The sequence below is a fragment of the Halocatena salina genome (assembly GCF_023115355.1).
Taxonomy (GTDB): domain Archaea; phylum Halobacteriota; class Halobacteria; order Halobacteriales; family Haloarculaceae; genus Halocatena; species Halocatena salina.
Genome location: NZ_CP096022.1, coordinates 328,010 through 349,491, shown reverse-complemented (window position 1 = coordinate 349,491; position 21,482 = coordinate 328,010). Strand labels below are relative to the sequence as shown.

General features: G+C 57.4%; 27 protein-coding genes. 10 read left to right on the top strand and 17 right to left on the bottom strand.

Going from position 1 to position 21,482, the window contains the following annotated elements:
• Positions 1-45: 45 nt before the first annotated feature.
• Positions 46-1,170 carry an NAD(P)/FAD-dependent oxidoreductase gene (locus MW046_RS18600; RefSeq protein ID WP_247995719.1) on the top strand — a complete coding sequence of 375 codons (1,125 nt, stop codon included), beginning with the start codon at positions 46-48 and terminating at the stop codon, positions 1,168-1,170.
• 13 nt (positions 1,171-1,183) lie between these two features.
• Here MW046_RS18600 and MW046_RS18595 read toward each other — a convergent pair whose 3' ends face one another.
• Positions 1,184-1,945: an SDR family oxidoreductase gene (locus MW046_RS18595; protein WP_247995718.1), complete on the bottom strand. Its 762-nt coding sequence runs from the start codon at positions 1,943-1,945 to the stop codon at positions 1,184-1,186.
• A gap of 258 nt (positions 1,946-2,203) precedes the next feature.
• Here MW046_RS18595 and MW046_RS18590 point away from each other — a divergent pair, with 258 nt between their 5' ends.
• Positions 2,204-2,572 carry a hypothetical protein gene (locus tag MW046_RS18590; protein WP_247995717.1) on the top strand — a complete coding sequence of 123 codons (369 nt, stop codon included), beginning with the start codon at positions 2,204-2,206 and terminating at the stop codon, positions 2,570-2,572.
• Positions 2,573-2,649: 77 nt separating this feature from the next.
• Here the strand turns inward: MW046_RS18590 and gvpM are convergent, their stop codons facing one another.
• Genes gvpM through MW046_RS18540 form a run of 10 tightly spaced genes read right to left on the bottom strand, consistent with a single transcriptional unit; the run spans position 2,650 to position 7,624 of the window.
• A complete protein-coding gene (gene gvpM / locus MW046_RS18585; protein ID WP_247995716.1) occupies positions 2,650-2,892 on the bottom strand; it encodes a gas vesicle protein GvpM in 243 nt (80 codons plus the stop codon).
• A complete protein-coding gene (gene gvpL / locus MW046_RS18580) occupies positions 2,889-3,716 on the bottom strand; it encodes a gas vesicle protein GvpL (RefSeq protein ID WP_247995715.1) in 828 nt (275 codons plus the stop codon). Before gvpL ends, gvpM begins: the two co-directional genes overlap by 4 nt.
• Positions 3,709-4,038: a gas vesicle protein K gene (locus MW046_RS18575; RefSeq protein WP_247995714.1), complete on the bottom strand. Its 330-nt coding sequence runs from the start codon at positions 4,036-4,038 to the stop codon at positions 3,709-3,711. Before MW046_RS18575 ends, gvpL begins: the two co-directional genes overlap by 8 nt.
• The gene (gvpJ, locus tag MW046_RS18570; protein ID WP_247995713.1) at positions 4,025-4,408 is read right to left on the bottom strand and encodes a gas vesicle protein GvpJ; all 384 of its coding nucleotides are present in this window, start codon (positions 4,406-4,408) and stop codon (positions 4,025-4,027) included. Before gvpJ ends, MW046_RS18575 begins: the two co-directional genes overlap by 14 nt.
• 2 nt (positions 4,409-4,410) lie before the next feature.
• Positions 4,411-5,364: a hypothetical protein gene (locus MW046_RS18565; protein WP_247995712.1), complete on the bottom strand. Its 954-nt coding sequence runs from the start codon at positions 5,362-5,364 to the stop codon at positions 4,411-4,413.
• A complete protein-coding gene (locus MW046_RS18560) occupies positions 5,361-5,777 on the bottom strand; it encodes a hypothetical protein (RefSeq protein WP_247995711.1) in 417 nt (138 codons plus the stop codon). Before MW046_RS18560 ends, MW046_RS18565 begins: the two co-directional genes overlap by 4 nt.
• A complete protein-coding gene (locus MW046_RS18555; RefSeq protein ID WP_247995710.1) occupies positions 5,774-6,304 on the bottom strand; it encodes a hypothetical protein in 531 nt (176 codons plus the stop codon). The genes MW046_RS18560 and MW046_RS18555 overlap by 4 nt, the downstream gene beginning before the upstream one ends.
• A complete protein-coding gene (gene gvpH, locus MW046_RS18550) occupies positions 6,301-6,747 on the bottom strand; it encodes a gas vesicle protein GvpH (protein ID WP_247995709.1) in 447 nt (148 codons plus the stop codon). The genes MW046_RS18555 and gvpH overlap by 4 nt, the downstream gene beginning before the upstream one ends.
• A complete protein-coding gene (gvpG, locus tag MW046_RS18545; RefSeq protein ID WP_247995708.1) occupies positions 6,744-6,995 on the bottom strand; it encodes a gas vesicle protein GvpG in 252 nt (83 codons plus the stop codon). Before gvpG ends, gvpH begins: the two co-directional genes overlap by 4 nt.
• Complete coding sequence (locus MW046_RS18540) at positions 6,995-7,624, bottom strand: GvpL/GvpF family gas vesicle protein (RefSeq protein ID WP_247995889.1); 630 nt, start codon at positions 7,622-7,624, stop codon at positions 6,995-6,997. Before MW046_RS18540 ends, gvpG begins: the two co-directional genes overlap by 1 nt.
• 180 nt (positions 7,625-7,804) lie before the next feature.
• Here MW046_RS18540 and gvpA point away from each other — a divergent pair, with 180 nt between their 5' ends.
• The 3 genes from gvpA to MW046_RS18525 all read left to right on the top strand — a co-directional run bounded on the left by gvpA (position 7,805) and on the right by MW046_RS18525 (position 9,840).
• Positions 7,805-8,083 carry a gas vesicle protein GvpA gene (gene gvpA, locus MW046_RS18535; protein ID WP_247995707.1) on the top strand — a complete coding sequence of 93 codons (279 nt, stop codon included), beginning with the start codon at positions 7,805-7,807 and terminating at the stop codon, positions 8,081-8,083.
• Between the two features lie 75 nt (positions 8,084-8,158).
• Complete coding sequence (gvpO, locus tag MW046_RS18530) at positions 8,159-8,713, top strand: gas vesicle protein GvpO (protein ID WP_247995706.1); 555 nt, start codon at positions 8,159-8,161, stop codon at positions 8,711-8,713.
• Between the two features lie 128 nt (positions 8,714-8,841).
• Positions 8,842-9,840 carry a zinc-binding dehydrogenase gene (locus MW046_RS18525; protein ID WP_247995888.1) on the top strand — a complete coding sequence of 333 codons (999 nt, stop codon included), beginning with the start codon at positions 8,842-8,844 and terminating at the stop codon, positions 9,838-9,840.
• Between the two features lie 85 nt (positions 9,841-9,925).
• On the opposite strand, the gene MW046_RS18520 is transcribed toward MW046_RS18525, so the two are convergent.
• The 3 genes from MW046_RS18520 to MW046_RS18510 all read right to left on the bottom strand — a co-directional run bounded on the left by MW046_RS18520 (position 9,926) and on the right by MW046_RS18510 (position 12,698).
• Complete coding sequence (locus tag MW046_RS18520; protein ID WP_247995705.1) at positions 9,926-10,708, bottom strand: SDR family NAD(P)-dependent oxidoreductase; 783 nt, start codon at positions 10,706-10,708, stop codon at positions 9,926-9,928.
• Between the two features lie 92 nt (positions 10,709-10,800).
• Positions 10,801-11,694, bottom strand: coding sequence for an ABC transporter permease (locus MW046_RS18515; protein WP_247995704.1), 894 nt, complete (start codon positions 11,692-11,694; stop codon positions 10,801-10,803).
• Positions 11,691-12,698, bottom strand: coding sequence for an ABC transporter ATP-binding protein (locus tag MW046_RS18510; RefSeq protein WP_247995703.1), 1,008 nt, complete (start codon positions 12,696-12,698; stop codon positions 11,691-11,693). The genes MW046_RS18515 and MW046_RS18510 overlap by 4 nt, the downstream gene beginning before the upstream one ends.
• 53 nt (positions 12,699-12,751) lie before the next feature.
• Between MW046_RS18510 and MW046_RS18505 the strand changes: the two genes are divergently transcribed.
• Entirely contained in the window at positions 12,752-13,372 is a 621-nt protein-coding gene (locus tag MW046_RS18505) for a TetR/AcrR family transcriptional regulator (protein WP_247995702.1), read from the top strand.
• A gap of 9 nt (positions 13,373-13,381) precedes the next feature.
• On the opposite strand, the gene MW046_RS18500 is transcribed toward MW046_RS18505, so the two are convergent.
• The 3 genes from MW046_RS18500 to MW046_RS18490 all read right to left on the bottom strand — a co-directional run bounded on the left by MW046_RS18500 (position 13,382) and on the right by MW046_RS18490 (position 17,534).
• The gene (locus MW046_RS18500; RefSeq protein WP_247995701.1) at positions 13,382-14,173 is read right to left on the bottom strand and encodes a class I SAM-dependent methyltransferase; all 792 of its coding nucleotides are present in this window, start codon (positions 14,171-14,173) and stop codon (positions 13,382-13,384) included.
• An 83-nt stretch (positions 14,174-14,256) separates the two neighbouring features.
• Entirely contained in the window at positions 14,257-14,940 is a 684-nt protein-coding gene (locus MW046_RS18495; protein WP_247995700.1) for an HAD family hydrolase, read from the bottom strand.
• A gap of 1,097 nt (positions 14,941-16,037) precedes the next feature.
• A complete protein-coding gene (locus MW046_RS18490; RefSeq protein ID WP_247995699.1) occupies positions 16,038-17,534 on the bottom strand; it encodes an alpha-N-arabinofuranosidase in 1,497 nt (498 codons plus the stop codon).
• A gap of 226 nt (positions 17,535-17,760) precedes the next feature.
• On the opposite strand from MW046_RS18490, the gene MW046_RS18485 reads away from it, so the two are divergent.
• The 4 genes from MW046_RS18485 to MW046_RS18470 are packed head-to-tail and all read left to right on the top strand — an operon-like array spanning position 17,761 to position 21,453.
• Positions 17,761-19,044 carry an extracellular solute-binding protein gene (locus tag MW046_RS18485; protein WP_247995698.1) on the top strand — a complete coding sequence of 428 codons (1,284 nt, stop codon included), beginning with the start codon at positions 17,761-17,763 and terminating at the stop codon, positions 19,042-19,044.
• Entirely contained in the window at positions 19,044-19,952 is a 909-nt protein-coding gene (locus MW046_RS18480; RefSeq protein WP_247995697.1) for a carbohydrate ABC transporter permease, read from the top strand. Before MW046_RS18485 ends, MW046_RS18480 begins: the two co-directional genes overlap by 1 nt.
• Entirely contained in the window at positions 19,949-20,812 is an 864-nt protein-coding gene (locus MW046_RS18475; RefSeq protein ID WP_247995696.1) for a carbohydrate ABC transporter permease, read from the top strand. The genes MW046_RS18480 and MW046_RS18475 overlap by 4 nt, the downstream gene beginning before the upstream one ends.
• Positions 20,809-21,453 carry a DUF624 domain-containing protein gene (locus MW046_RS18470; protein ID WP_247995695.1) on the top strand — a complete coding sequence of 215 codons (645 nt, stop codon included), beginning with the start codon at positions 20,809-20,811 and terminating at the stop codon, positions 21,451-21,453. Before MW046_RS18475 ends, MW046_RS18470 begins: the two co-directional genes overlap by 4 nt.
• The last annotated feature ends 29 nt before the right edge of the window (positions 21,454-21,482 follow it).

The following is a 21,482-nucleotide window of genomic DNA, read 5'->3' as shown; positions in this document are numbered from 1 at the left end:
TCGCCGAGAGTAAGCTATTCGGTTCGATGGGCCTGTCTTCTGTCCATGGCTGACCAGTACGAAGCGGTCGTGGTCGGTGGCGGTATCGTCGGTGCGTCGACCGCCTACCATCTCTCGCGAGCGGGTGTCGAGACGCTGTTGATCGACCGGCATGACGAGGGTCGGGCGACCGACGCCGGGGCTGGGATCCTCTCGCCTGCGACGAGTACTCGCTCTAATGTGTGGTTTGACTTCGCCGTCGACGCCGTCGCCTACTACGACGAATTGGTATCGAAACTCGAAACCGAACAGGACAGGCCTCATGGCTACGCCGAACGAGGGCTGTTGAGTGTCGCCATCGACGAGTCAGCGGACGAACGGTTTGCAAAGACGCTTTCGCGCCTCCGCGAGCGGGAAGCTTCGGGAGCGGTCTCCAGCGACTCGGTTCACGAACTCACTCCCTCGGCGGCCTGCGAGCGATTCCCACCGCTGACCGAACCTCGACGGGCGCTGTACTACGATAACGCGGCTCGTGTTGATGGCCAGCAGTTCGAGAGCGCGCTCCGTCGCGCGGGCAAGAACCACGGACTGGCCGTTTTGGACGCGAACGTCGAACGACTTCTCGTCGAGCACGAATCGATCACGGCTGTCATCGCCGACGGTGAGCGCATCCCAACCGAGGCAGCCGTCGTCGCGGGCGGCGCGTGGTCGACGGGGTTCGGTGACCAACTCGGCGTGGAGCTCCCGATCGAACCCCAGCGCGGCCAGATCGTCCACCTGAACCTCGCAGCGGACACCACAGACTGGCCGATCATCAGTCCGGTCGGCGACTACTATCTCGTGCCGTGGGATGACGGCCGCGTTGCCGTCGGAGCAACGCGGGAGAGCGCGGGATTCGCCCCTCACACGACCGTCGACGGACTTCGAGCGGTCTTCTCCGAGACCGTTCGAGTCGCGCCGGGACTCGCCGACGCGTCGCTCCGGGCGACGCGTGTCGGATTGCGGCCGCTGTCTCCGGATGGACTCCCGGTGCTTGGATCGGTCCCTAACGTCGAGGGGGCGTTCCTCGCGACCGGTCACGGTCCGACCGGTCTCCAACTCGGTCCTTACAGCGGCAAACTCGTCGCTACCGCGGTCCGTGGTTCGGAGCCCGAAGCCGATCTCACACCGTTTGCGGTCGACCGGTTCTAACGGTCCAATCGGGTTACTGACTCAGATAGCCGCCTTCGACGCCGAGGGCTTCTCCGGTCACGAAGGACGCATCGTCGTCACACAACCAGAGCACGGCGTTGGCAACTTCTGCTGGCGTTCCGAGTCGATTCATCGCGTGGCGCTGCTCGATCCCTTCTCGCATTTCAGGGTCGTTTATCCCCCCTTCCGTGAGAAGCGGGGTTTCGATGAAGCCAGGACACACAGCGTTCACGCGGACACCGGTCTCGCCGTTCTCGAGGGCGGCCGTCTTCGTCAGCCCGAGTACGCCGTGTTTCGCAGCGGCGTATCCTGAGGAGGTCTCGAACCCCACCTTTCCGAGAACTGATGAGTTGTTCACGATGACACCCCCGCTGTCTTGCTTTTGTAGCCGTCTGATCTCGGCTTGCATACAGTTAAACACACCGACGAGATTCACGTCGATGACGTGCTGCCACTCCGCCGCAGGATAGTCCGTGATCGGGGTCTGTTCACCGCCGATCCCAGCGTTGTTGAACGCGTAGTCGAGCCGACCGTACTCATCAACTGCAGCGTCCACCATCGCTTGCGTCTCGTCCGTATTTGTCACATCCGTTTCCACGAAGAGCGCCTCTCCGCCGTCGTCTGTGATCTCTGAGACCGTCTCTTCGCCACCCGTAACGTCGACATCGGCAACCACGACGCTTGTCCCACGATCCGCGAACTCCATCGCGGTCGTCCGTCCGATTCCTGAGCCACCGCCCGTGACGACTGCTACCGCCTGATCAAACGATACCATGTTGAAATTATTGACGGACGTCATCAAAAAGATACGGCGTACTCCGTACACGAACTGGTGGACGATTACGATATTTGTCCGTCCGATTTTGCTGGTCGCCTGTCTAGCCGGATCATGTCGTTGTTCAAAAATAAAATAGTATCACTTTGGGCTGTCCAACCTGTCTCAAAGCTTCTGATCGATGCTACTCGCTCTGGCGCGTGAATGACACTGATACCAAACAGAATATTTTTGTCAATTCGCTAGTTATATTTCAGTATGACATCCCTCCGTGGTTCCTTTCCGAGCCTCCTCCTCGCTGGATACTTCCTTTTGCTGCTCTTGTTTGGAACCGTTATAGTAAGCACTGGGAGCGACGTCGCGGCCAGAACGCTGCTCATACTCATTCCGTTTTCGGCCGTCATTATCGGCGTGACCACCGCCATTGGGACGGAATCAAACGTGGTACTTGGGTGCGCTGTGATTCTTACTCTCAGCGGGAGCGTCGCTACGATGCTCGCAGTTACTGGTGGCAACCCGTTCTCGAATCGGTTCGTAGACGCGGCCATAATCGGGAGTCTTGGTGGCATCAAATTCACTCACGCGCTCAACACCGTGGCTCAGGCCACTCACCGAGCAGCCAGCTGACTATCCTACTCTGGTGTTTCAACGTCGATTGCTCTGGGGACTGAGGAAACACTAAGGGTAATCGTCTCGATCGGCTGTTATCGTTCCGAATCGGATGCTTCCGGTTGTTTTCGGTGGCGCTGTCGCTGGCGAGCATCCCACGCTTCGAAGAGACCGTACTCGGTCATCGTGTCCATGCCAGCGAGTGCTGCGCTGAGTTTGAGTCCGACGAGTGGGACATCGGCAACGGTGATGATCACGTCGGCCCGAACGATCGCTCCGTCTCGGAGGATGACGTCGATGAGATCGACGACGCCGTCCTCGGGTCGTTCTGGTTTCATATGTTGTCAGATTTAGCATCATTCGCTTCGATCGTTGGTGTGAACGTGTAGGGTGGCCATGGACCTGTATACCGTATCTCGACACCCGGGTCGGCTGCGACGTCGTCGAGTAGATCGTCGATGTCGTGCTGTCGGTCTTCGTGGACGAGAACCGCGAGCCGGGTTTCTCTCGTCATCTCGTCGTCGGTATCGGTTTCCATCTCCAGTGTCGTCCGTTCGTGACCGAGATCTTGAAGATCGTGCACCATCGGTTCGAGTTGTTCGATGAGGGCGGCCGTTCGATCAGCCCGTTGTTGGTGTTTTAACTCCTCTAGTCGTTGCTCGTACTGGCGTTCGAGGAGATGACTCGTCCCCGCAGAGGACTCGGTGATCCGTTCGTCGAGTTCGACCAATCGTTCGTCGTCGCGCAACGTCTCCTCGACGGTGTCGTCATCGCGTCGAACTTCGATACGGTATTCCCAACACCCAGCCATCTCGTCGAGACGTGACGCGAACGTCTCCCGTTCGCGGTCAAGCCACGTACGGACTCGCTCGTCGTCCCCTCGGAGGATCGTATCGAACTGAAACGGGATCGGTGTACCGAACCGGTCACCGGCGGCATCGATTACGTTTTGATGCTCCAATAGCCATTTTCGCACCACGTCCACATCGGCGGTGTCATAGAGCGTATCACACTCGTGCACCACGATACCGATCGTTTCTACACGCACCAGATAAACGCCCTCTCCGTCGACGCCGGTCGTCGAGAACCCGGATACTTCCGTTTCCGGAAGCTCTACGACGCAGTAAAGATATCGACCGGTTTCGAACGAGGGTTCAGTCATTTTCGATCGGTTCGTGGGTAGATCCCTGCTGTGGCGGCTCTTCGACCGATCTGATGGCGTCTACAACGAGACCGTCAAGTCGGTCGCGCAACTCCCCGACCGAGTCCTCGATCGCTTCTTCTTCTTTGATCGCCGCTATCTCCGCATCAAGGGCGGCGAACTGCGCACCGATCCGCTCGATCTCCTCTTCGGTGAGATCACCGGATTCCATGCGACGGATCGCCTCCCGTTCCATGGCTTCGATCAGCAGCTCGACGATCGTAATCACGAGCGTCATCAGTCCATCGCGTGCGCTCTCTCCGTCGATATCAATCTGTGTCATCGGACCCTCCATCGTTCTCGGCATCGACTGTTGCTTTCTCGGTAATGCCGTCTTCGTCGGCTTGCTCGATCGCTATCCGTTCTGTGTCGTCCGTTTCGTCTGTGTCGTCCGCTTTGCGTTTCTCATCGGCTATCTCTTCCGTTCCTGCAGCTTCTGCGACCCGCTGCATATCCGTCCCCTCGGGGAACTCGAGTCCATACTCCGCGGCCGTATCGAAGGAGGCGATCGCGGCGCGGAGTTGTATTCCGAGCAACTCCGTGTCGCCGATCGAAACGGCGATATCAGCGTTGATGACGACACCTTTGTCCAATACGAGCTCTACTACATCTGCGAGACTGTCTCCGTTACGTGTCGGTTGTGCATTACTCATTGTTATCTCTGTGTGTCGAATCGGGAGCCGTAGATTCTGGGCGGGTTCGATACGGTCGAATGGCGCGTATCTCGGGGAACGGTCGAGAACTTCGTCTCGAACCGGGGATGTCCGTGGGAGGGCATCGTCGAGTAGGCAGTCGGGTTCCGAGATGATGGCTGTCCGATGTCGCCGGTCGTCTCGGTTACGTGTTCCGCCTGCTCGCGCAGCTCTGCGAGGTGATCATGTGTTTCGAGGATGCCCTCGCGGAACTCCTCAACCGCGTCGAGCAGCTTCGACTGCATCGCTGCCTGTTTCATCTGTCCCTCCGTTCCCGAAGCCATCCCAGCCGCGTCTCCGGCATCATCGATCGAATCGGTGATACCCATGTCGCCGTCGGTTCCCCCCACAGTCGTTTCGACCAGCCACCGCAGCACGTCGAACACGATCCAGTCGCTCCCGTCGTTTTCATCGACGAACTCGGTCACGGCCGTCTCGAATTCGTCTTTGTTCTGTTTTAGCTCTCTCACATCGATCGCATCGAGCAGTTCCTCGAACTCGATCAACTGCAACAGGGCACTGTATTTGACGGCTTTGCCCGCCTCTCCTTCGGCGATCGCAGTCGAGATTTCGCTCGCGTCGATCGCTTCGTCGATGTCGCCGTGGTCGATCGCATCGGACGCTTGCGTGAGATCGATCGTTTCGAGCAACTCGCTGGTTTCCTGAATGACGGCACGGAGATCTTCGATGTCGTTGCGGATCTCTTCTGCCGTTCCGTCGTTAACCGACGCGAGCAGCGATTCGACGCCCGTTTCAGCATCTTCTACCAGTTCGAGGGCGTTTTCCGGTGCGGGCTCGACATCGATACCGTCCGAACGTGTCTCGGAGTGCTCAGTACTCGCTTCCCCGACGACCTCGGACAGTCGTTCAACCGTTTCTTCCACGGAGTCGTTCGTATCGGACGTGAACGCGTTCATCGATCATCCTCCGTTTCGTTTCGTTGCTCCAGTTCCTCCATCAGCTGGTTGGCCAACGACTGGAGTTCTTCGGTCGACATCTCCCCGACATCCGTTCCGGATTCCTCGCTACCGTCCTCTGCCGTCTCCTCAGTCTCCCCGGTCTCGGTCTCTTCGTCGGTCTCGAACACACCTGACACCACGTCGGTGATCGACGATCGATCGAACCGCTCATCGAACGCGTGACCGAGCCGTTCTCCGGCCCGACGACCGACGATTTCGCCGAGTTGTCGTCCGACCATCTTACCGCTCGCATGTTTGTACACCTCTCGATCGATGTCAACCGTTTCGAGGAGCGCTCCCCCGTTCTTCTCGCTGGTTAGATTCTCTCGTAAGCGCGAGAGCTTTTGGACTGTTTCTTCTTTTTGACTCATGATTGTTGGGTATCAGATCGTTCTTCGCTCGAGTCCTCATCTTCGAGAGCAGCCAGTATCACATCCAACAGCACATTCACGGCGCCGAACACGGCATCGGAAAGCGAAGGCGATGGTAGCCGATCTTTGAGGTCGTCGCCGCTCGGCAGGCTGGGAAGCTCAATCAGCTCTCCACCGATCAGGTCAGGCAAACCGTCATCGAGCACTCCTGCCACGGTCGACAGCAAGTTTCCGAGGAGATTTTGTGGTCCCTGAACGGCTGTAACGTCGAGTACGAGCTGGTCGATATCGACCTCAAGACCGAGAAGATCGAGAAAGAGACCTTCGAGATCGAGATACAGTACTTGGGTTTCGGTGTCCTCAGTGTCCTCGCTTTCTTCCTCATCCCCTTTTTCCTCAGTCTCGGTGTTTTCGGTGTCCTCTCCTCCGTCCGTCAGCAGCGCATCCGAACACGCCTCGTTGTCAGCCGTCCTACCACGCGAAGGATTCACGGCGTTTTGCGCTCTCGGGATGATCGCTTCGATCATCGTTTTTCCTCCGTCGGTTGGAGCCGAAACTCGAGGACTCCATTGGTGAGAGTACTTGAATCGATTTCAAGGGACCGTTTGCCGAGTGAGATACGTTCCTCGATCGTTCCGTCGATTCCGAGCAGTAGTTCGTCCCCGGAGACCCCTGCCGACACACGGTCCGAATTGACTCCGGGAACATCTATCGTAACAAGCACGTCCTCACCGTCGTGCCGAACGGCAGTCGGTCGATTCGACGGGCTTGTAGCGTTCCGTGCACGGTTGGATCGCGGTTCGTACTCCGAAAGATTCCCGGTACTGATCGAGAACTCGTATCCCACATCCGTTTGGCCACGACTGGTCGATCCCTCCTCGTGATGTCGGCGTTCAGTGGCAACTATTTCGAGCAGTTCTCGGAGCGTCCGGATGATTCCGCCGCGTTCGGTGTCGTTATCGTGTGTCATTGTTTTACTTGGATCTTGTTGCTCAGTGTCTCGTGGGCCTGATTTGCGACATCGAGCTGGATCTGTAGCTCCTCCGACCGGCGTTCGTACTCCGTCCGGGACCGCTCTCCGAGTTCGAATAGGAGCCGGTTTTCTTTCATGTCGTTTCGAATCTCCTCTCGATCGTACAGTTCTTCGACAGCCATTGCCTGAATGACCGTGAGAATCGACGTAAACGGTTTGAGGAGAACGTCATCGAGTAGGAACATTATTGGGAACTGATCTCGATATCCACGAAGTTATACGGGGCCCACGGTCCCGTATACTGGACGGTCACAGAGTCACTGTATTCGTCGGTGATTCTGTCCACGGCGCTGTCGAACGATTCTCGCTCATTCCGATCGACGAGATACGAACGGTTGACGACGAGTCGGTCGCTAAAGAGATCGTTTCGTGCTTCCTGCTCACTCACGGCTGCGAGGCGTTCTGCAGTAGATTCGCGCACTGCCTCCCGATCGATGGTCGTGTCTTCGTCTACCACGATCTTCACCCCGAATTCGACCATCCCGTCCATCTCCTGTAGGGCATGGGTGAACGCCCGCCGCCCACCGCGCAGTACGTTCTTTAACGGCCGTTCGTTTTTGAACGTCATTCCGAACTGCATCGGAACCACGGTTCGTCCACCGTTCCAGAACATGATCGTTTGGAGGACCTCATCGTGGGAGCGGACGTTCTCGTCCGTCTCCTCGGGCTCCATGGTTGATATGTCCGATGTGATCGCCGAGAGCGTCCGGTGATCGACGGTGTAGGCCTGCGTTGCTTGTTCGACACCATCGATGTCGACTGTTAGCTCTTCGTTCTCGATCACTCCATAGGCGTACAGATACTCCCCACTCATTGGAATTCCCTCAATCACTGGTGGCGTCCGTTCCAACGGAACGGACTGCGCTTGGCCATCGCGCACTCGTGGACACACTTACCACCGTATATAATATCACGTCTTCCAGTGGATTTGTCTATTCGGCTTGCAGGGGCAGGCGAGAGACTAACACCGATGTGATCGGTAGATAGTACTGTAATGGCGAGTGAGCGTCCAAACACAGCTAGTCTCGTAGAGGTGCTTGATCGAGTGTTAGACAAAGGCATCGTTATCGACATCTGGGCCCGCGTATCGGTCGTCGGGATCGAGATCCTCACCATCGAGGCACGCATTGTCGTCGCGTCGATCGATACGTTCCTGCACTACACCAAGGAAATGTCCAAGATCGAGCAAGCCACCCAATCGGATGACATAGAGGACCTCGAGAACCTCGATATCGGGACTTCCCCGATGGTGGAACCCGATCCAGGAGCATAACACACTCGACGCACTGCCGATTCGACCGAGATGCGGCTGTAGTGTTGGCTCTCACACCGCTCTCCCTCGACCATCATGGCAGAACAAGACGTAAATCCGAACGCTTACACGGTGGATGAGCTATCGGACGAGGTCAAATCGATCGACGATCCCGAGACGCTCACGGAGATGTACGACGCCGAGACCGAACAGCAGGATCGCACAGGAGCCAAAGAGGCCATCGAAACCCGTCTCGAAGACCTAGACACTGAGGGGACAGACGATTCCATCACAAAAACCCGAGACGCGATCGAACGCAGTCTCGCATCGATCGAAGGATCCGAAGAGGCGAACGACGACGCAGACGAGGATGCGAGCGGTTCCATCGAAGAGAGTTCCATCAAGGAAATTCAAACGCACGTTCGTGATCAACTGCCAGAGCTGATCGATCGGCCGCTCGATTCGATCGTCGAGGTAGACCGGGATGAGGAGGGATGGCGTGTCATCGTCGAATTTATCGAGCGGCGTTCGATCCCGGATACACAGGATATCCTTGGTCGGTATGAGGTACGTCTCAGTGTGGACGGACAGATCCATAGCTACCGGCGTCGTAACCGTTATCGACGGGACGACACCACCCCGGTAGAGTAACGTTCCCACCGTTTTTTGCGAGTGATGATCGAGACCGACGGTCGCCACCGTGTCGAACCTGTCGATCACCCTCTCCGTTCGCCGCAAGCATCGCATACTCCGCCGTGGCAACCGAACCCTCCAACGACATGACGTCGGAGATGACCGCCTATGTGATCGAAGAGCACGGTGATCCGGATGTTTTCACTCGGACGACGACCAACGTTCCCGATCCTGCCCCGAACGAGATCCGTGTCGAGGTCGTGGCATCGAGTCTCAACCCCGTCGATTATAAGATTCGTCAAGGGGCTATCCCCGATTTCGCGCCGGACTTTCCCGCGACGCTTCACTGTGACGTTTCCGGCGTCGTCGACGCCGTCGGTGCGAACGTCACAGGATTCGAAACGGGAGATGAAGTGTACGGGATGCCTGGCGGGGCACGACGACAAGGTTCGCTCGCCGATTACGTCGTTGGCCACGCAGGAACGTTCGCCCACGCCCCGAAGACGATTCCGCTCGCGGATGCCGCGGCGGTACCGGTCGTCGCACTCACTGCTTGGGAGATGCTCACCGACAAGACGTCCCTCGACATCGGCGATGAGGTCCTCGTGTACGGCGCGGCTGGCGGCGTCGGTCACATCGGCGTCCAACTCGCTGACTGGTTCGGCGCAGACGTGACTGCAACGGCGAGCAGCGATGAAAAGCGCGCGTTTGCGACTGCCCTCGGTGCCGATGCAACCGTCGATTACACCACGACTGACGTCGAGACGTACGTCGAGGAACACGCCAGCGATGGCGGTTTCGACGTCGTCTTCGATCCGGTCGGTGACGACCACCTCCAAACGGCGTTCGAGGCTGTCAGTCCGTACGGGACCGTCGTGACGACCGAGTCGAGTTCGACACAGGATCTCTCGGCGATGCACCAGCGATCGCTCGAACTCGGAGTCGTCCTCGTCATCCTCCCCGTGTTGCTCGGTGAACGACAGACTCGGATCGGTGATGAACTCGCCGACATCGCGAGTCTCGTCGATGATGGCGCTATCGAACCCCACATCGACGAACGGTTCTCGTTCGCCGATGTCACTCAAGCCCATCAGTTGGGTGAGGACGGATCCTTCAGAGGAAAGCTCCTGCTACGCAACGAGTAGCACGACAGAATCGATAGCCTCCGTCTATATCTTCACCTTATCACCAGAACAACTTAAAGGACCATTTCCTGTCGGTGCCTGGCTCTCAAGATTTGCTTCCCCACCCGAAAGAAAGCCAGCCTCCGTCGGGGTGAAGGATTTCACCAGTCATGAAATGATTCTTCTCCGCGAGGAACGCCGCGCAGTTGGCGACCTCCTCGACGGTACCGAACCGCCCGAGTGGCGTTCGATCGATGACGTCCGCCTCGTCGAAGCCGATCTCGTCTTGGGCGTCGTCTACCATCTCGGTTCGGATGTAACCCGGTGCGATGGCGTTGACGTGAACGTCGTGTTCGGCCCATTCGACAGCCAAACAGCGGGTGAGATTGTTCACCCCGCCTTTCGAGGTGTTGTACGGTGTGCGACCGGTTTGACCCTGTTCTCCCATCATGCTAGAGATATTGATGATACTCCCGCCAGAGTCCTGTTCTATCATCTGTACGCCGGCTGCCTTTGCCCCGACGAACGTACCTGTAAGATTCACATCGATAACGCGCTGCCAATCGTCTACCGACATCTCTTCTACAGGGCCACGAACGTTTATCCCGGCGTTGTTCACCCACACGTCCACAGAGCCAAACTCGGAGACGGTTCCTTCCACGAGCGCCTGTATGGCGTCCACGTCCGTTACGTCCGCTTCGATCGGGGTGACAGTACTAGTACCAGTCTCGGTAGTGATCTCTTCTGCAGCGTCGTTCGCCCGCTCTTGAGAACGGGAATTGACGACGACGTTCGCACCCCGAGCTGCGAACTCCTGTGCGATTCCGAATCCAATACCGCTGCTCGATCCTGTCACCACGGCCGTTTGGTCGTCCAATGAACTAGACACACTCGATGATTTTCGCGCTGCCCGTTGACGATTTCGAAACGTTCGTCGATCGCAGGCCAGCCCAGCGAGACGCAAAGAAACTGCCCCGTTGTTCACTGCACCGCGGAACTCGATGCACTGTTCAAGAAATAGACGGCGACGCTTCCGAGTGCGAGGTCAAGCACCGCTAAGATCCCGAGTGCGGGAACGAGTGTGTTCCACATGCCGCCAAAGCCAGTCACCTCAATGACGGTCATGACATCCCGACCGAACATCAGGGCACGCGCGGCGTCGACGCCGTACGTGATCGGGTTGAGGGTGGCAACCGTTTGGACCCAGCTGGGAAGCACTTCGATCGGGAGGAATGCACTTGAGAGAAACAGCATCGGGAACTGCAGTACGTTCACTGCGATGATGGTCGACTCCTGATCACGAGTGAGGAGCGCCACCACGTTCGAGATCGCGGTGAACCAGATCGAAAACAGAATGGCGACGAGCACGATTCCGAACGCACCGAGTACGCCCGTCTTCACATACTCCTCCAGCGACGCGCCCGTATCCAGAGTGAGGAGCACGTAGCCGAGCAAGAGGATGATGGTGACTTGCACGACGATCCTGATAACCTCCGAGAGGGACTTTCCGAGAAACACCGCGCCGCGGTGGAGCGGCGAAACGAGCAGTTTTTCGAACATGCCGCTCTCGATGTCCTCGACCTGACCGATCCCCGATGTCGTCGCAGCGATCATCGCCGTCTGAATCACGATCGCTGGCACCAGATACGTGATGTAGCTCGCCTCTGTACCGAGACTCTGGCTGATCGTTCCTTCCATGATTCCGCCAAACACCTCTGTGAACAACACGAGGAAAACGAGCGGGTTCAACAGCGAGGACGTCACCACGAACGGGTTCCGAACGGTCTTCCTCAACCACCGTTTCAGGACGATCCACGTGTCCCGAACGAAGCCGTTTCCGGTCGTCTTCTGTCTGTCCGTCGTTTCGGTGCTCATCGAGTCACCTCCATGGCTGCCGTTGCTCCCGCATCCGTCACGTCAGTCCCTTCGTCTTTCCCGTCCGTGATTGCGAGGAAAACATCGTCGAGCGTCGGATCACGGACGTTGAAACCAGTAACAGTGATCCCGGCGTCCATCAGCGCAACGAGAAGCTCCGTCCCCTGCTGTCTGGCCGCCGTCGATCGGATGCTGAGTCCCGCTTCGGTGGTCTCGATCGGCGCGCCGTCGAACACGTCCGCCTCAGTGGTAACGCGACGAGCGCGTTCGAGCGTCTCCTCGGGATCGGCGATTTCGATGTCGAGGACAGCACCGCCGACGCGATCTTTGAGTTCGGTGGGCGAGCCGGAAGCGACGATTTCGCCGCTCCGAAGGACGCCGATCCGGTCACAGAGCTGATCGGCCTCTTCTAAATACTGAGTCGTCAGAAAGATCGTCGTCCCACGCTCGTTGATGCGCTCGAAGTAGTCCCACAGCCGGTTACGAGCCTTGGGATCCAATCCTGTCGTCGGTTCGTCGAGGAAAACGATCGGCGGCTCGTGGACCAACGCGGTCGCCGCGTCGAGACGCTTTTTCATTCCTCCAGAAAACCCTTTGGCAGATTTGTCCGCAACATCGGCGAGATCAACTAGGTCAAGCAGATCATCGATCCGAGTTGCTCGATCGTCGGCTGACACCCCATAGATCTCACAGGCAAACTGGATGTTCTCACGCGCGGTGAGTTCGGGATCCACGCTGGTCTCTTGAGCCATGTACCCGATCGACTCACGGACTGCTCGTGATTCGTTCTCAACGTCGTAACCGTTGACGGTGACGGTACCACCGGTCGGTTCGAGCAGCGTCGTGAGAACCTTTATTGTCGTCGTTTTGCCAGCTCCGTTCGCCCCGAGAAATCCAAACAGCTCGCCGTTCGGGATCGTGAGCGTGAGATCGGTGATGGCTTCCGTTCCGTCGGCGTAGGTCAACTCGACGTGTTGGGCATCGATCGCGTTCGTCTCGCTCATACCGTTCGATCGAAGTGGTAAGACATATACTTTGTGAATGAATATTCATTCACATGGAAACACCGACACCGTTCCAATCCTCGCCAGAAAACACCCATTCCCAGATCATGCAGGCGAGCTACGAGGCGTTGCGGAAACACGGCTATTCGAACCTCACGATTCAGCGCATCGGTGATGAATTTCCCAAGAGCAAATCCCTCATCTACCAGCATTACGATGGGAAAGACGAGCTACTCGTGGCATTGCTCGAATTCCTCCTCGAACAGCTCAAAGACCACGTGCCGACCGACGGTTTCGATGATGCTCACGAACATCTACAAGCGCTCATCGATCACGCTCTCCCAGCGTCGTTCGAGTCCGAACACACCGATTTCATGGGTGCGGTCGCTGCGCTCCGTGGCCAAGCCCCACACGACGACGCCTACCGCGAACAGTTCGCCAAGATCAGCGAGTTCCACCGGGAACACATGACCGATATCATCCGTGATGGGATCGATCAGGGCGTGTTCCGAGCGGTGGATCCGGAGCAAAGCGCCGCGTTTCTCATGACGGCTCTTCACGGCGCACGGAATCAGCGAGTGACCACCGGCAACGACGAACCGATCGCTGCGTTGCGCCGCGAACTGTTCGAATACGTTCAGATGCGGTTGGTTATCGACACCGAAAACGGGTAGTAACGCTTCTTACGAACTGGTCGTGTCGGCACCACACCGGGCGACGACGCGGAGTCGCCGGTAATCCGCCGTCCAAGTCCCATTTTTGAACCACTCGTCCCGAAGGGCGTCCTCAACGGCTGCGATGATCGCCTGCTGTTCTTCTGTCGGAACCGCAGATAAGAGACTGTCTCCGAACAGTTCGAGCCACGACGAAAGCCCTTCTTCGCCGCCATCGAGTTCCGTCGGACGATCAAAGAGGGTCACGTAGCGCACCTCGAATCCGTGTGCTTCGAGCTTCGTGGCGTACTCCCCGACGCTCGGGAAGTACCACGGGTTCGTGACCGTATACCCTCGGTCGGCCGCTGTGGCTTGTACCGCTTCGACGATGGCCGCGACGTTTCCCGTTCCGCCGAGTTCGGCGACGAACCGACCGTTTGGTCGAAGCGCGTCCGCGACTGATTCGAGAGCAGCGTCTTGGTCGGGAATCCAATGTAGGGCTGCGTTGGAAAACACCGCGTCGAACGGCTCCGAGAACGAAACATCGCGTGCATCTTCGTGGATGAATTCATAGTCCGGGTAGGTCGTACGCGCCTCTGCGATCATCTCCGCCGAGGCGTCAAGACCGACGACGTCAGCACCAGCACCGGCGATCTGGTTGGTCAAGTGACCAGTTCCACACCCAAGATCGAGAATGCGCTCGCCCGCCGTGGGCTCTAGGAGATCGACGACGTTCTCTCCGTGCTCGAAGACGAACGAGTGCTCCTCGTCGTAGGTGGTCGTATCCCACTCGGTTCCTGATCCTGTTTGAGAGCGGTCCATACTACCGACGGTTCATCAAGAATATATTTCAAAGCTACGATGTTCAGAACGGCGTTCAGTCACTCGAACCCCGACCAGAATCATCACATGCTAGTGAGTTCGTCGACGAGCGACCGCAGATCGGAGAACTCGTAGGTCGGTTCAGTTGACAGGGTCAGATCAAGTCGGTGCTCACGCCGAAGAAATGCCGAATCGATCCCGGCCCGTTCGGCCGCGATGACGTCTTTCTCACTATCACCGACGTACAGAGCGGTGCCCGTGTCCAGATCGTTGAGGGCACGATTGATGTAATGGGGGTTCGGTTTCTTTCGATTCGCGCCGACCACCGTCGGTTCTCGGCCGTAGTACGTTTCGAAGCGGTTCGCCAAGCCGTGGTGGTTGAGGATGAACTCGATCGTTTCATGTTGGTTGTTGCTGACGAGACCGAGCGTGTGGGTGAGGTCACGGATGGCGTCGACGTCGCTGTACAGCGCTTTTCGCCCAGTCCGAATATCCGCTTGTTGAACGGCTGTGGCGTGTGCTTCATGGCGTGGCCACCATTCTTCAGGATCGAGACCGTACCGGTCGCGGATCTCATCGGTCGGAACGCGTCCCTCGTGAACGCAACACCGGACGAACGCGTCGTCGGGTGTTACGTCGAACTCGTTGAAGCTGTTGTGAAATGCCTCTACCAGCCGCTTGCGGTCGGTTCGCTCGATAAGAACGCCGTCATTGTCGAAGACGATAGCGTCGTATTCACGATCGATTGTGGATGTCGAGGCACACATCGTACAGCCTGTATCGTGTAAATGTGCCTCGACGTTTTTACTCCGTCCGGTCTCGGCAACCTTCCTCGTCCCGCTTGTATCCCGATGAGGTTTACCCAGCGTCGGTCATATTCTCGTTCTATTCATAAGTATCTGATATCATATCCCCAGCGACAGCTCCGTGTTCATCCCTGTCTGATTGATCCCCCGCTCGCATCGTCGCTCTCCCCTCGCTTTGGTCTCCACGATTGCACCGCTCCTCGAACTGTTCTATTACTGAGAAAGCAGATGAAATGTGCTGTCGTATTCCACGAATTTGGCGTCTCGTTTCGAGCCAGTCTCCGTCTGTCCGAAGGAACTTGCTGCTAGAGTGCCCTTTTGAACGGATAAATAGAATTAGTTGGATAATCCTCGAGGGTCACACACGTTTTTACGGATGCTATCGCGTGTGATGTGCGAATTCGTCTTAGTCACCTCGATTCGAAGCGTCTGAATTGGGGCGTATAATGCTCTCCATACTGATGATGGGTTCCTCGATCGCCGATGGCCTAACTGCTTCATCAAAAGTATACTGACTAATGTTTCAGTAACATATTTATTGACGTTAGGTCATCGAATATACTTAAGATATGGAATATTCTGCCAGCGCGCGTTACAGGAGTACTCATGTAATACCTCTTGCTGGCTCCGGACCGGCATTCGACACACGTCGGCTTGAGACCGATCTCTCCTAGCTTGCGATAGCACCTGTCGATGTTCTATTGATCGTGGTTCACGGCCATGCGTTCTGCAATACAGAACTATATTTTGACAATTGTTATTCGTACATCATATGAAGATGAAACAAATTCGGCGCAGTGTCGACTATTCTCTCGGATTCGGCACTCCTCTCCCGGTTGCTACGGCCGTGTTTCTGATAGTCAGTCGTTCAGTGACATCCTACGATCCATTCGATGGTTTTGGGGCGGTCTCTCACCGTTAATCGCCTTCTTGCTTACAGCAAATATCGCCACCTGTCGTTCTATATTGAAGAATACAGTTTCAGACTAGCCGAAGAAATTTCCAAACATAAGATATCTGAACGCTATGCTCTCGTCTGTAATGATCGGTGGCTTTCCCTACCGGATCGAAATCGCGGCGACCGTCGAGGGGGGAAGTTCGGCCGTGAGCGTCCCGTCAGTGATTGAGACGGTCAACTCGGTGGCGACGAACTCGTCGGCATTGTCTGCGGTGACCGCGAGATCGGGCGCTTGCTCAGCAAAGAGAACCTTTCCGCTGACGTCCGCCTCGTCCGGAGTGTCGCCTTCGATCTCGATCTCGACGGTGTGTTCGTCGATGCAATCGAGGTTTGTGACAGTGATGTACGTCTCTCCTTCGGTGATCGAGGCCGAGCCACGGATCAATTCGAGATCGTCATCCCCCGTGTCGCGCGTCGGTGCAGAGACGGACGTTCGGACGGCGTCGTTGCCTTTGTGGGGGGCATACAGGTCGAAAACCCGATACGTCGGGCGAGCCCAAGCATCGTTTTCGTCCGTTTCGACGAGGCATTGCAGGACGTTGACGGTCTGAGCGATGTTCGTCATCGTCACGACGTCGCTGTGGTCGTTGAAAACGTCGAGGACGGCTGCCGCCGAGAGTCCATCCAGAACGGTTCCCGGTTGTTCGAGACCACTCTCAGCCGTGGCTTCGGGATGCCAGGATCCCCACTCGTCGACGATAACGCCGATGTCGCGTGTCGTAGCAACCGCATCGATCGCGGCGGCCATCCGCTCGATGTGGTGCTCCATTTCGAGCGCTTCAGCAAGAAATTCGTCGTACTGTCGTTCGTCGGCCTCGGAGACGGTCATCGTACGGCCGTAGTAGTGATGTAACGTCAGATGGTCGAGGGGGAACGCTTGTCCCCATGGGGCACCGGAGACCTCTTCGAGGAACCGCCGGTTCCACTCGTGTCCTTCGTAGCCACACGCGATGAGTTCGAGATCGTGATCGAGCAGTAGGTTGTCTGTGGTTCCGACGTAAGTCGCAAAGCGTCGGTACTCCCGTGCGTACTGTTCGGGGGTCATCCGACCACCACAGCCCCAGTTTTCGTTTCCAAGTCCCCAGTAGGTGACTCCGTAGGGTTCGTCGTGGCCGTTCTGTCGCCGTCGGTCCGCTAGCTCGGTGTCGCCGTCGTAGTTACAGTATTCGACCCAGTCCGTGGCTTCCTGTGGGTCACCGGAGCCGACGTTGGCGGCGAGATACGGCTCTGTGCCGATGCGCTCACAGAGCGCGAGGAATTCGTCGGTGCCGAAGGCGTTCGACTCCTCAGGCGTCTCTTCTGGCCCTTGCGCCCAAAAGAGGTTGCGACGGCGCGGCCGTTCTTCGCGCGGTCCGACGCCGTCCTCCCAGTGATAATCGTCGGCGAAACAGCCACCGGGCCACCGGAGAACGGGGAGATCGAGATCGTCGAGTAAGGAAACGGTGTCTTCGCGTAAGCCCTCTTCTTCCGCGCTGTCGCTGTGCCAGATCCCACCGTAGATACAGCGACCGAGGTGTTCGGCGAAGTGCCCGTGTACTTCCGGCGCGATTCGATCGATAGTCGCCTCAGTATGAACCGCTATGCGTGCATCAGCCATACACTGTTCGATATTTGCACTGCCGTATTAATACTTCGGGTCGTGTCATTTCGGAACCCACCGATAAATCGACAATTCGTCCGGTTCACGAACCCCTATCGACGAGTGGTGCTCTGGCTCGGGGGCTGTTACCGTGTGGAGATTACTCACGAACGATATTGCCACACAAACATAAAACTGGTATAGAAGTAAAGTATATATGTATATGTTTGATTGGTGCTGTTGTATGAGAGCAGGTGGCAAAAGAGAGAGTTCCCGTTCGAGTTATACGAGTCGTCGGGGAGTACTTCGGGCAGCGGGTGCTGTCGGGCTTGCCGGACTCGCTGGCTGTACTGGGTTCGTTGGCGGCTCCTCGGACGGTATCGAGTATTGGACGTTGTTCAGCGGGGGTGACGGCGAAGTCATGAAGTCGATGGTCAATGAGATCAACGACGACTATGACTTTCAGATCAATCGACAGCGGGTTCCGTGGGACGAACACTACCGTCGTCTTTACACATCGATGGTCGGTGGAAACCCGCCGGACATCGCCGTGATGCACTCGCGGATGATGAACGAATACCAAGACAATCTCGTTTCGGTCACTGACGAGATCGGCACGGAGCCGTACCTCACGGACGTTGCTCAGGGTGGAATGGTCGACGGTGAACAACTCGCCGTTCCGATCGATACCCATCCGTTGGGTCTCTATTACAACAAGGAGATTTTCGAAGAAGCCGGATTAGATCCCGAGAAGCCGCCGAACACGCCGGATCGGTTCCACGAAGCCGCTGCTGCGATTATCGAAAACACCGACTACTACGCGTTCGATTTCCCCGAAGGGGAGTATCACGCAGAAACGATGTGGATGTTGCTTCACGGTCGGGGTGGCAAGGTTCTGACCGACGACTACGAACCCGCATTCGATACGCCGGACGGACGAGCGGTCGTTCAGGAGATGCACGACTGGGTCCACGAACGCGAGTGGGCACCCGTCGATCCGACAGCGGGGTGGGAAGCGTGGAACCGGGGGGAACTCGGGATGAAGATCGAAGGAACGTGGCACGTGACCATCGTCCGAGAGGCAGGGTTCGAGTTCGGTATGACGAAACCGTTCGTCATGCCGGGCGCAGACAATCCCGTCACGATCGGTGACAGCCATACACTGATCATTCCCCAGAGCGAAGAGCGCGACCGGAAGCGCCTCGAAAACGCGATCGAGACCATTCGCTTGCTTTCCCAACAGTTCAACGACAGGTGGGGACGGAACGCCGGTCACCTTCCTGCCAGCAAGGCGGCGCTCAAAAGCGATTCACTCCGGACATCGAACACGTGGGAACAGACGCTCGGGGTGTTTCATGATATGGTGAACAACGACCAGTTCATCCGGCCGCCAGCGACGCCAAACGTCGAAGAGTACACCGAAGCGATCTATCAGCCCCTCGATGACATGCGCGCCGGGAACATATCACCCGATGAGATGATCAAAACCGCTGTGAACGGCGTCGAACAAGCGTTCAACAGAAGATAATGGCACAATCAACCCAACAGACTGACGCAGACGGATCGGGACTCGACCGCTCGAAGTCGATGACACGCGAGTGGATTGCGGGAGCCACGTTTTCGCTTCCGTACATCCTGATCGCTGGGACGTTCCTCTTTGGCCCACTGGTACTCGCGCTGTACATGAGTCTCCACGACTGGAACGCGCTTGCCCCGGCCCAATCGCAGTTCATCGGCTTCGAGAACTACCAGATCCTGCTGTCGGACCCTGACTTTTGGAACGCGCTGTGGAACACCTTCTATTTCGTCTTTCTGACGGTGCCGCCGATTATCATCGGTTCGTTGTTGCTCGCACTCGGCGTCAACCGTGATGTGAAAGGCAAGTGGCTGTTGCGAACGATCTTTTTCAGTCCATACGTGTTGACCGTCGCGGTCGTCGGGCTTCTCTGGACGGAACTGTTCAACGCTTCGGGGCTGATTCCCTACCACCTCGGTGGTGGGAACTGGCTGACATCCCCCGAGCTTGCGATGCCGGGGATCGCCGTTGCGACGATCTGGTGGCAGTTGGCGTTTAACTTCATCATCCTCCTGGCCGCGCGCCAGAACGTTCCTGACCGACTGTACGAGGCGGCGAAACTGGATGGAGCGAGCACAGGACAGATGATGCGTCACATCACGATCCCACAGATGCGGAACCCGCTCGTCTTCGTCGTCATCGTCACCTTTGTCAATTCCTTTCAGGTGTTCGGGCAGCCGTTCATCATGACCGACGGCGGACCGACGTTCTCCACGACGACGATCGTCCTTTATCTCTATGAGACGGCCTTTACCGGCCGGGAGTTCGGCTATGCCGCTGCGGTCGGCTACGTCCTGTTTATGATCCTGATTGCCATCTCAGCAACCAACTACTACTTCCTCGCAGGTGATGATCAATGAGCACCGAATCATCCATTCTCGGGAACGTCTCCCTGTCGAGCGATCGACTTCGAACCATCGCCTTGTACGTCGGGCTTTACGGAACGGCGGGTCTGTTCCTCATTCCATACTGGTACATGTTTGCGACGTCGCTCATGACGCGCGAACTGGTTTATTCGGAGGTCCCGCATCTGATCCCATGGGATCTAACGCTGTACTGGTATGACTACCTCCTAACGAGTTCGTTGGTCGTCCAGTGGACCGGTAACACGATCATTCTCGCCGGGATCACGACTCTCGTCGTAATCTTGGTCGATGCGATGATCGCGTATTCGCTGACTCGGCTTGATTGGCCCGGTAGGCGCGTGATCTTCGGGGTCATCGTGGCGAGTTTCATGGTGCCCGGGATCATCAACCTCGTTCCCGTGTACATCATCGTGAGTGAACTCGGTCTCGTCAACTCCATTTGGGGTGTCGTCCTCCCGAGTGCTGCCAACCCGCTCGGCGTATTCATGCTGGTCCAGTTCTTCAAGGATCTTCCTGAGGAGTTAGAAGAAGCCGCTCGCCTCGATGGGTTCTCACGCCTGCGGATCTTCACTCACATCGTACTGCCGCTGATGCGGTCGGCACTCGCAGCGCTCGGGCTGTTCATTTTCATCTGGACGTGGAACTCGTTCGTCTGGCCGCTGTTGATTCTTCAGAGTGAGTCGATGTACACGCTGCCGATCGGGCTGGTGACGTTACAAGAGAACATGGGCGTCACCGAACCGGGTGTGATCATGACTTCCGCGGTCATCGCCTCGGTTCCGCTGCTGATCGTGTTCCTCGTCATGCAAAAACAGCTCGTTCGAGCCGTCGAAATGCAGGGGACGACGAAATGACGGAGACGAACCTCGATCCGATGTACGCCTCCATCGAGCAGACCGGACGGTTCGTCTGGAAACACCTCGTGTCGGTCGTCTCGATCAGTGTCGTCTGGTTTCTCGCGTCGCTGCCGATCGTAACGGTCGGTCCTGCGACTGTCGGGGCGTATCGAGCCGTGTTGTCGCTCCGGGACGACGGCCACGCGGGAATCGATCGGAGTGGGGTCTGGGCGACCGTTCGCAAACAGGCCGTTCACGCGACGTTGCTCGGATTCATCCCGTTGATACTGTTCGTGATCGCAGGGAACTACGTGCTCGCGTATCTCGTGAGCGGGACGGTCGTCGCCGGCCTGCTCGGACTCTGCTGTGCGTACGCCGGCCTGTACGCTTCGCTCGTCTCGATCCCGACGCTCCTCGGTCTCGCAGCGGGGAACTCCGTCTCCACTGCGCTCACAGAAGGTGTTCTCTGGACCGCTCGTCACGCTATCGGCGCGGTTGCTCTCGGCATCGTGACGGGCGTGTTGCTCGTTCTCACGTCATTGCTGACCGTCGCGGTGGCGTTGGTGTTCGCTGGCGTCGCGTTCGCGCTTCACATCGAGTTCATCTCGGTCGTCTCCGAGACCGATGCGCCGGTACCGACGGCGGTGATCGAGCGATGACCGGACGTGCCGATCGACACCGGATCGCT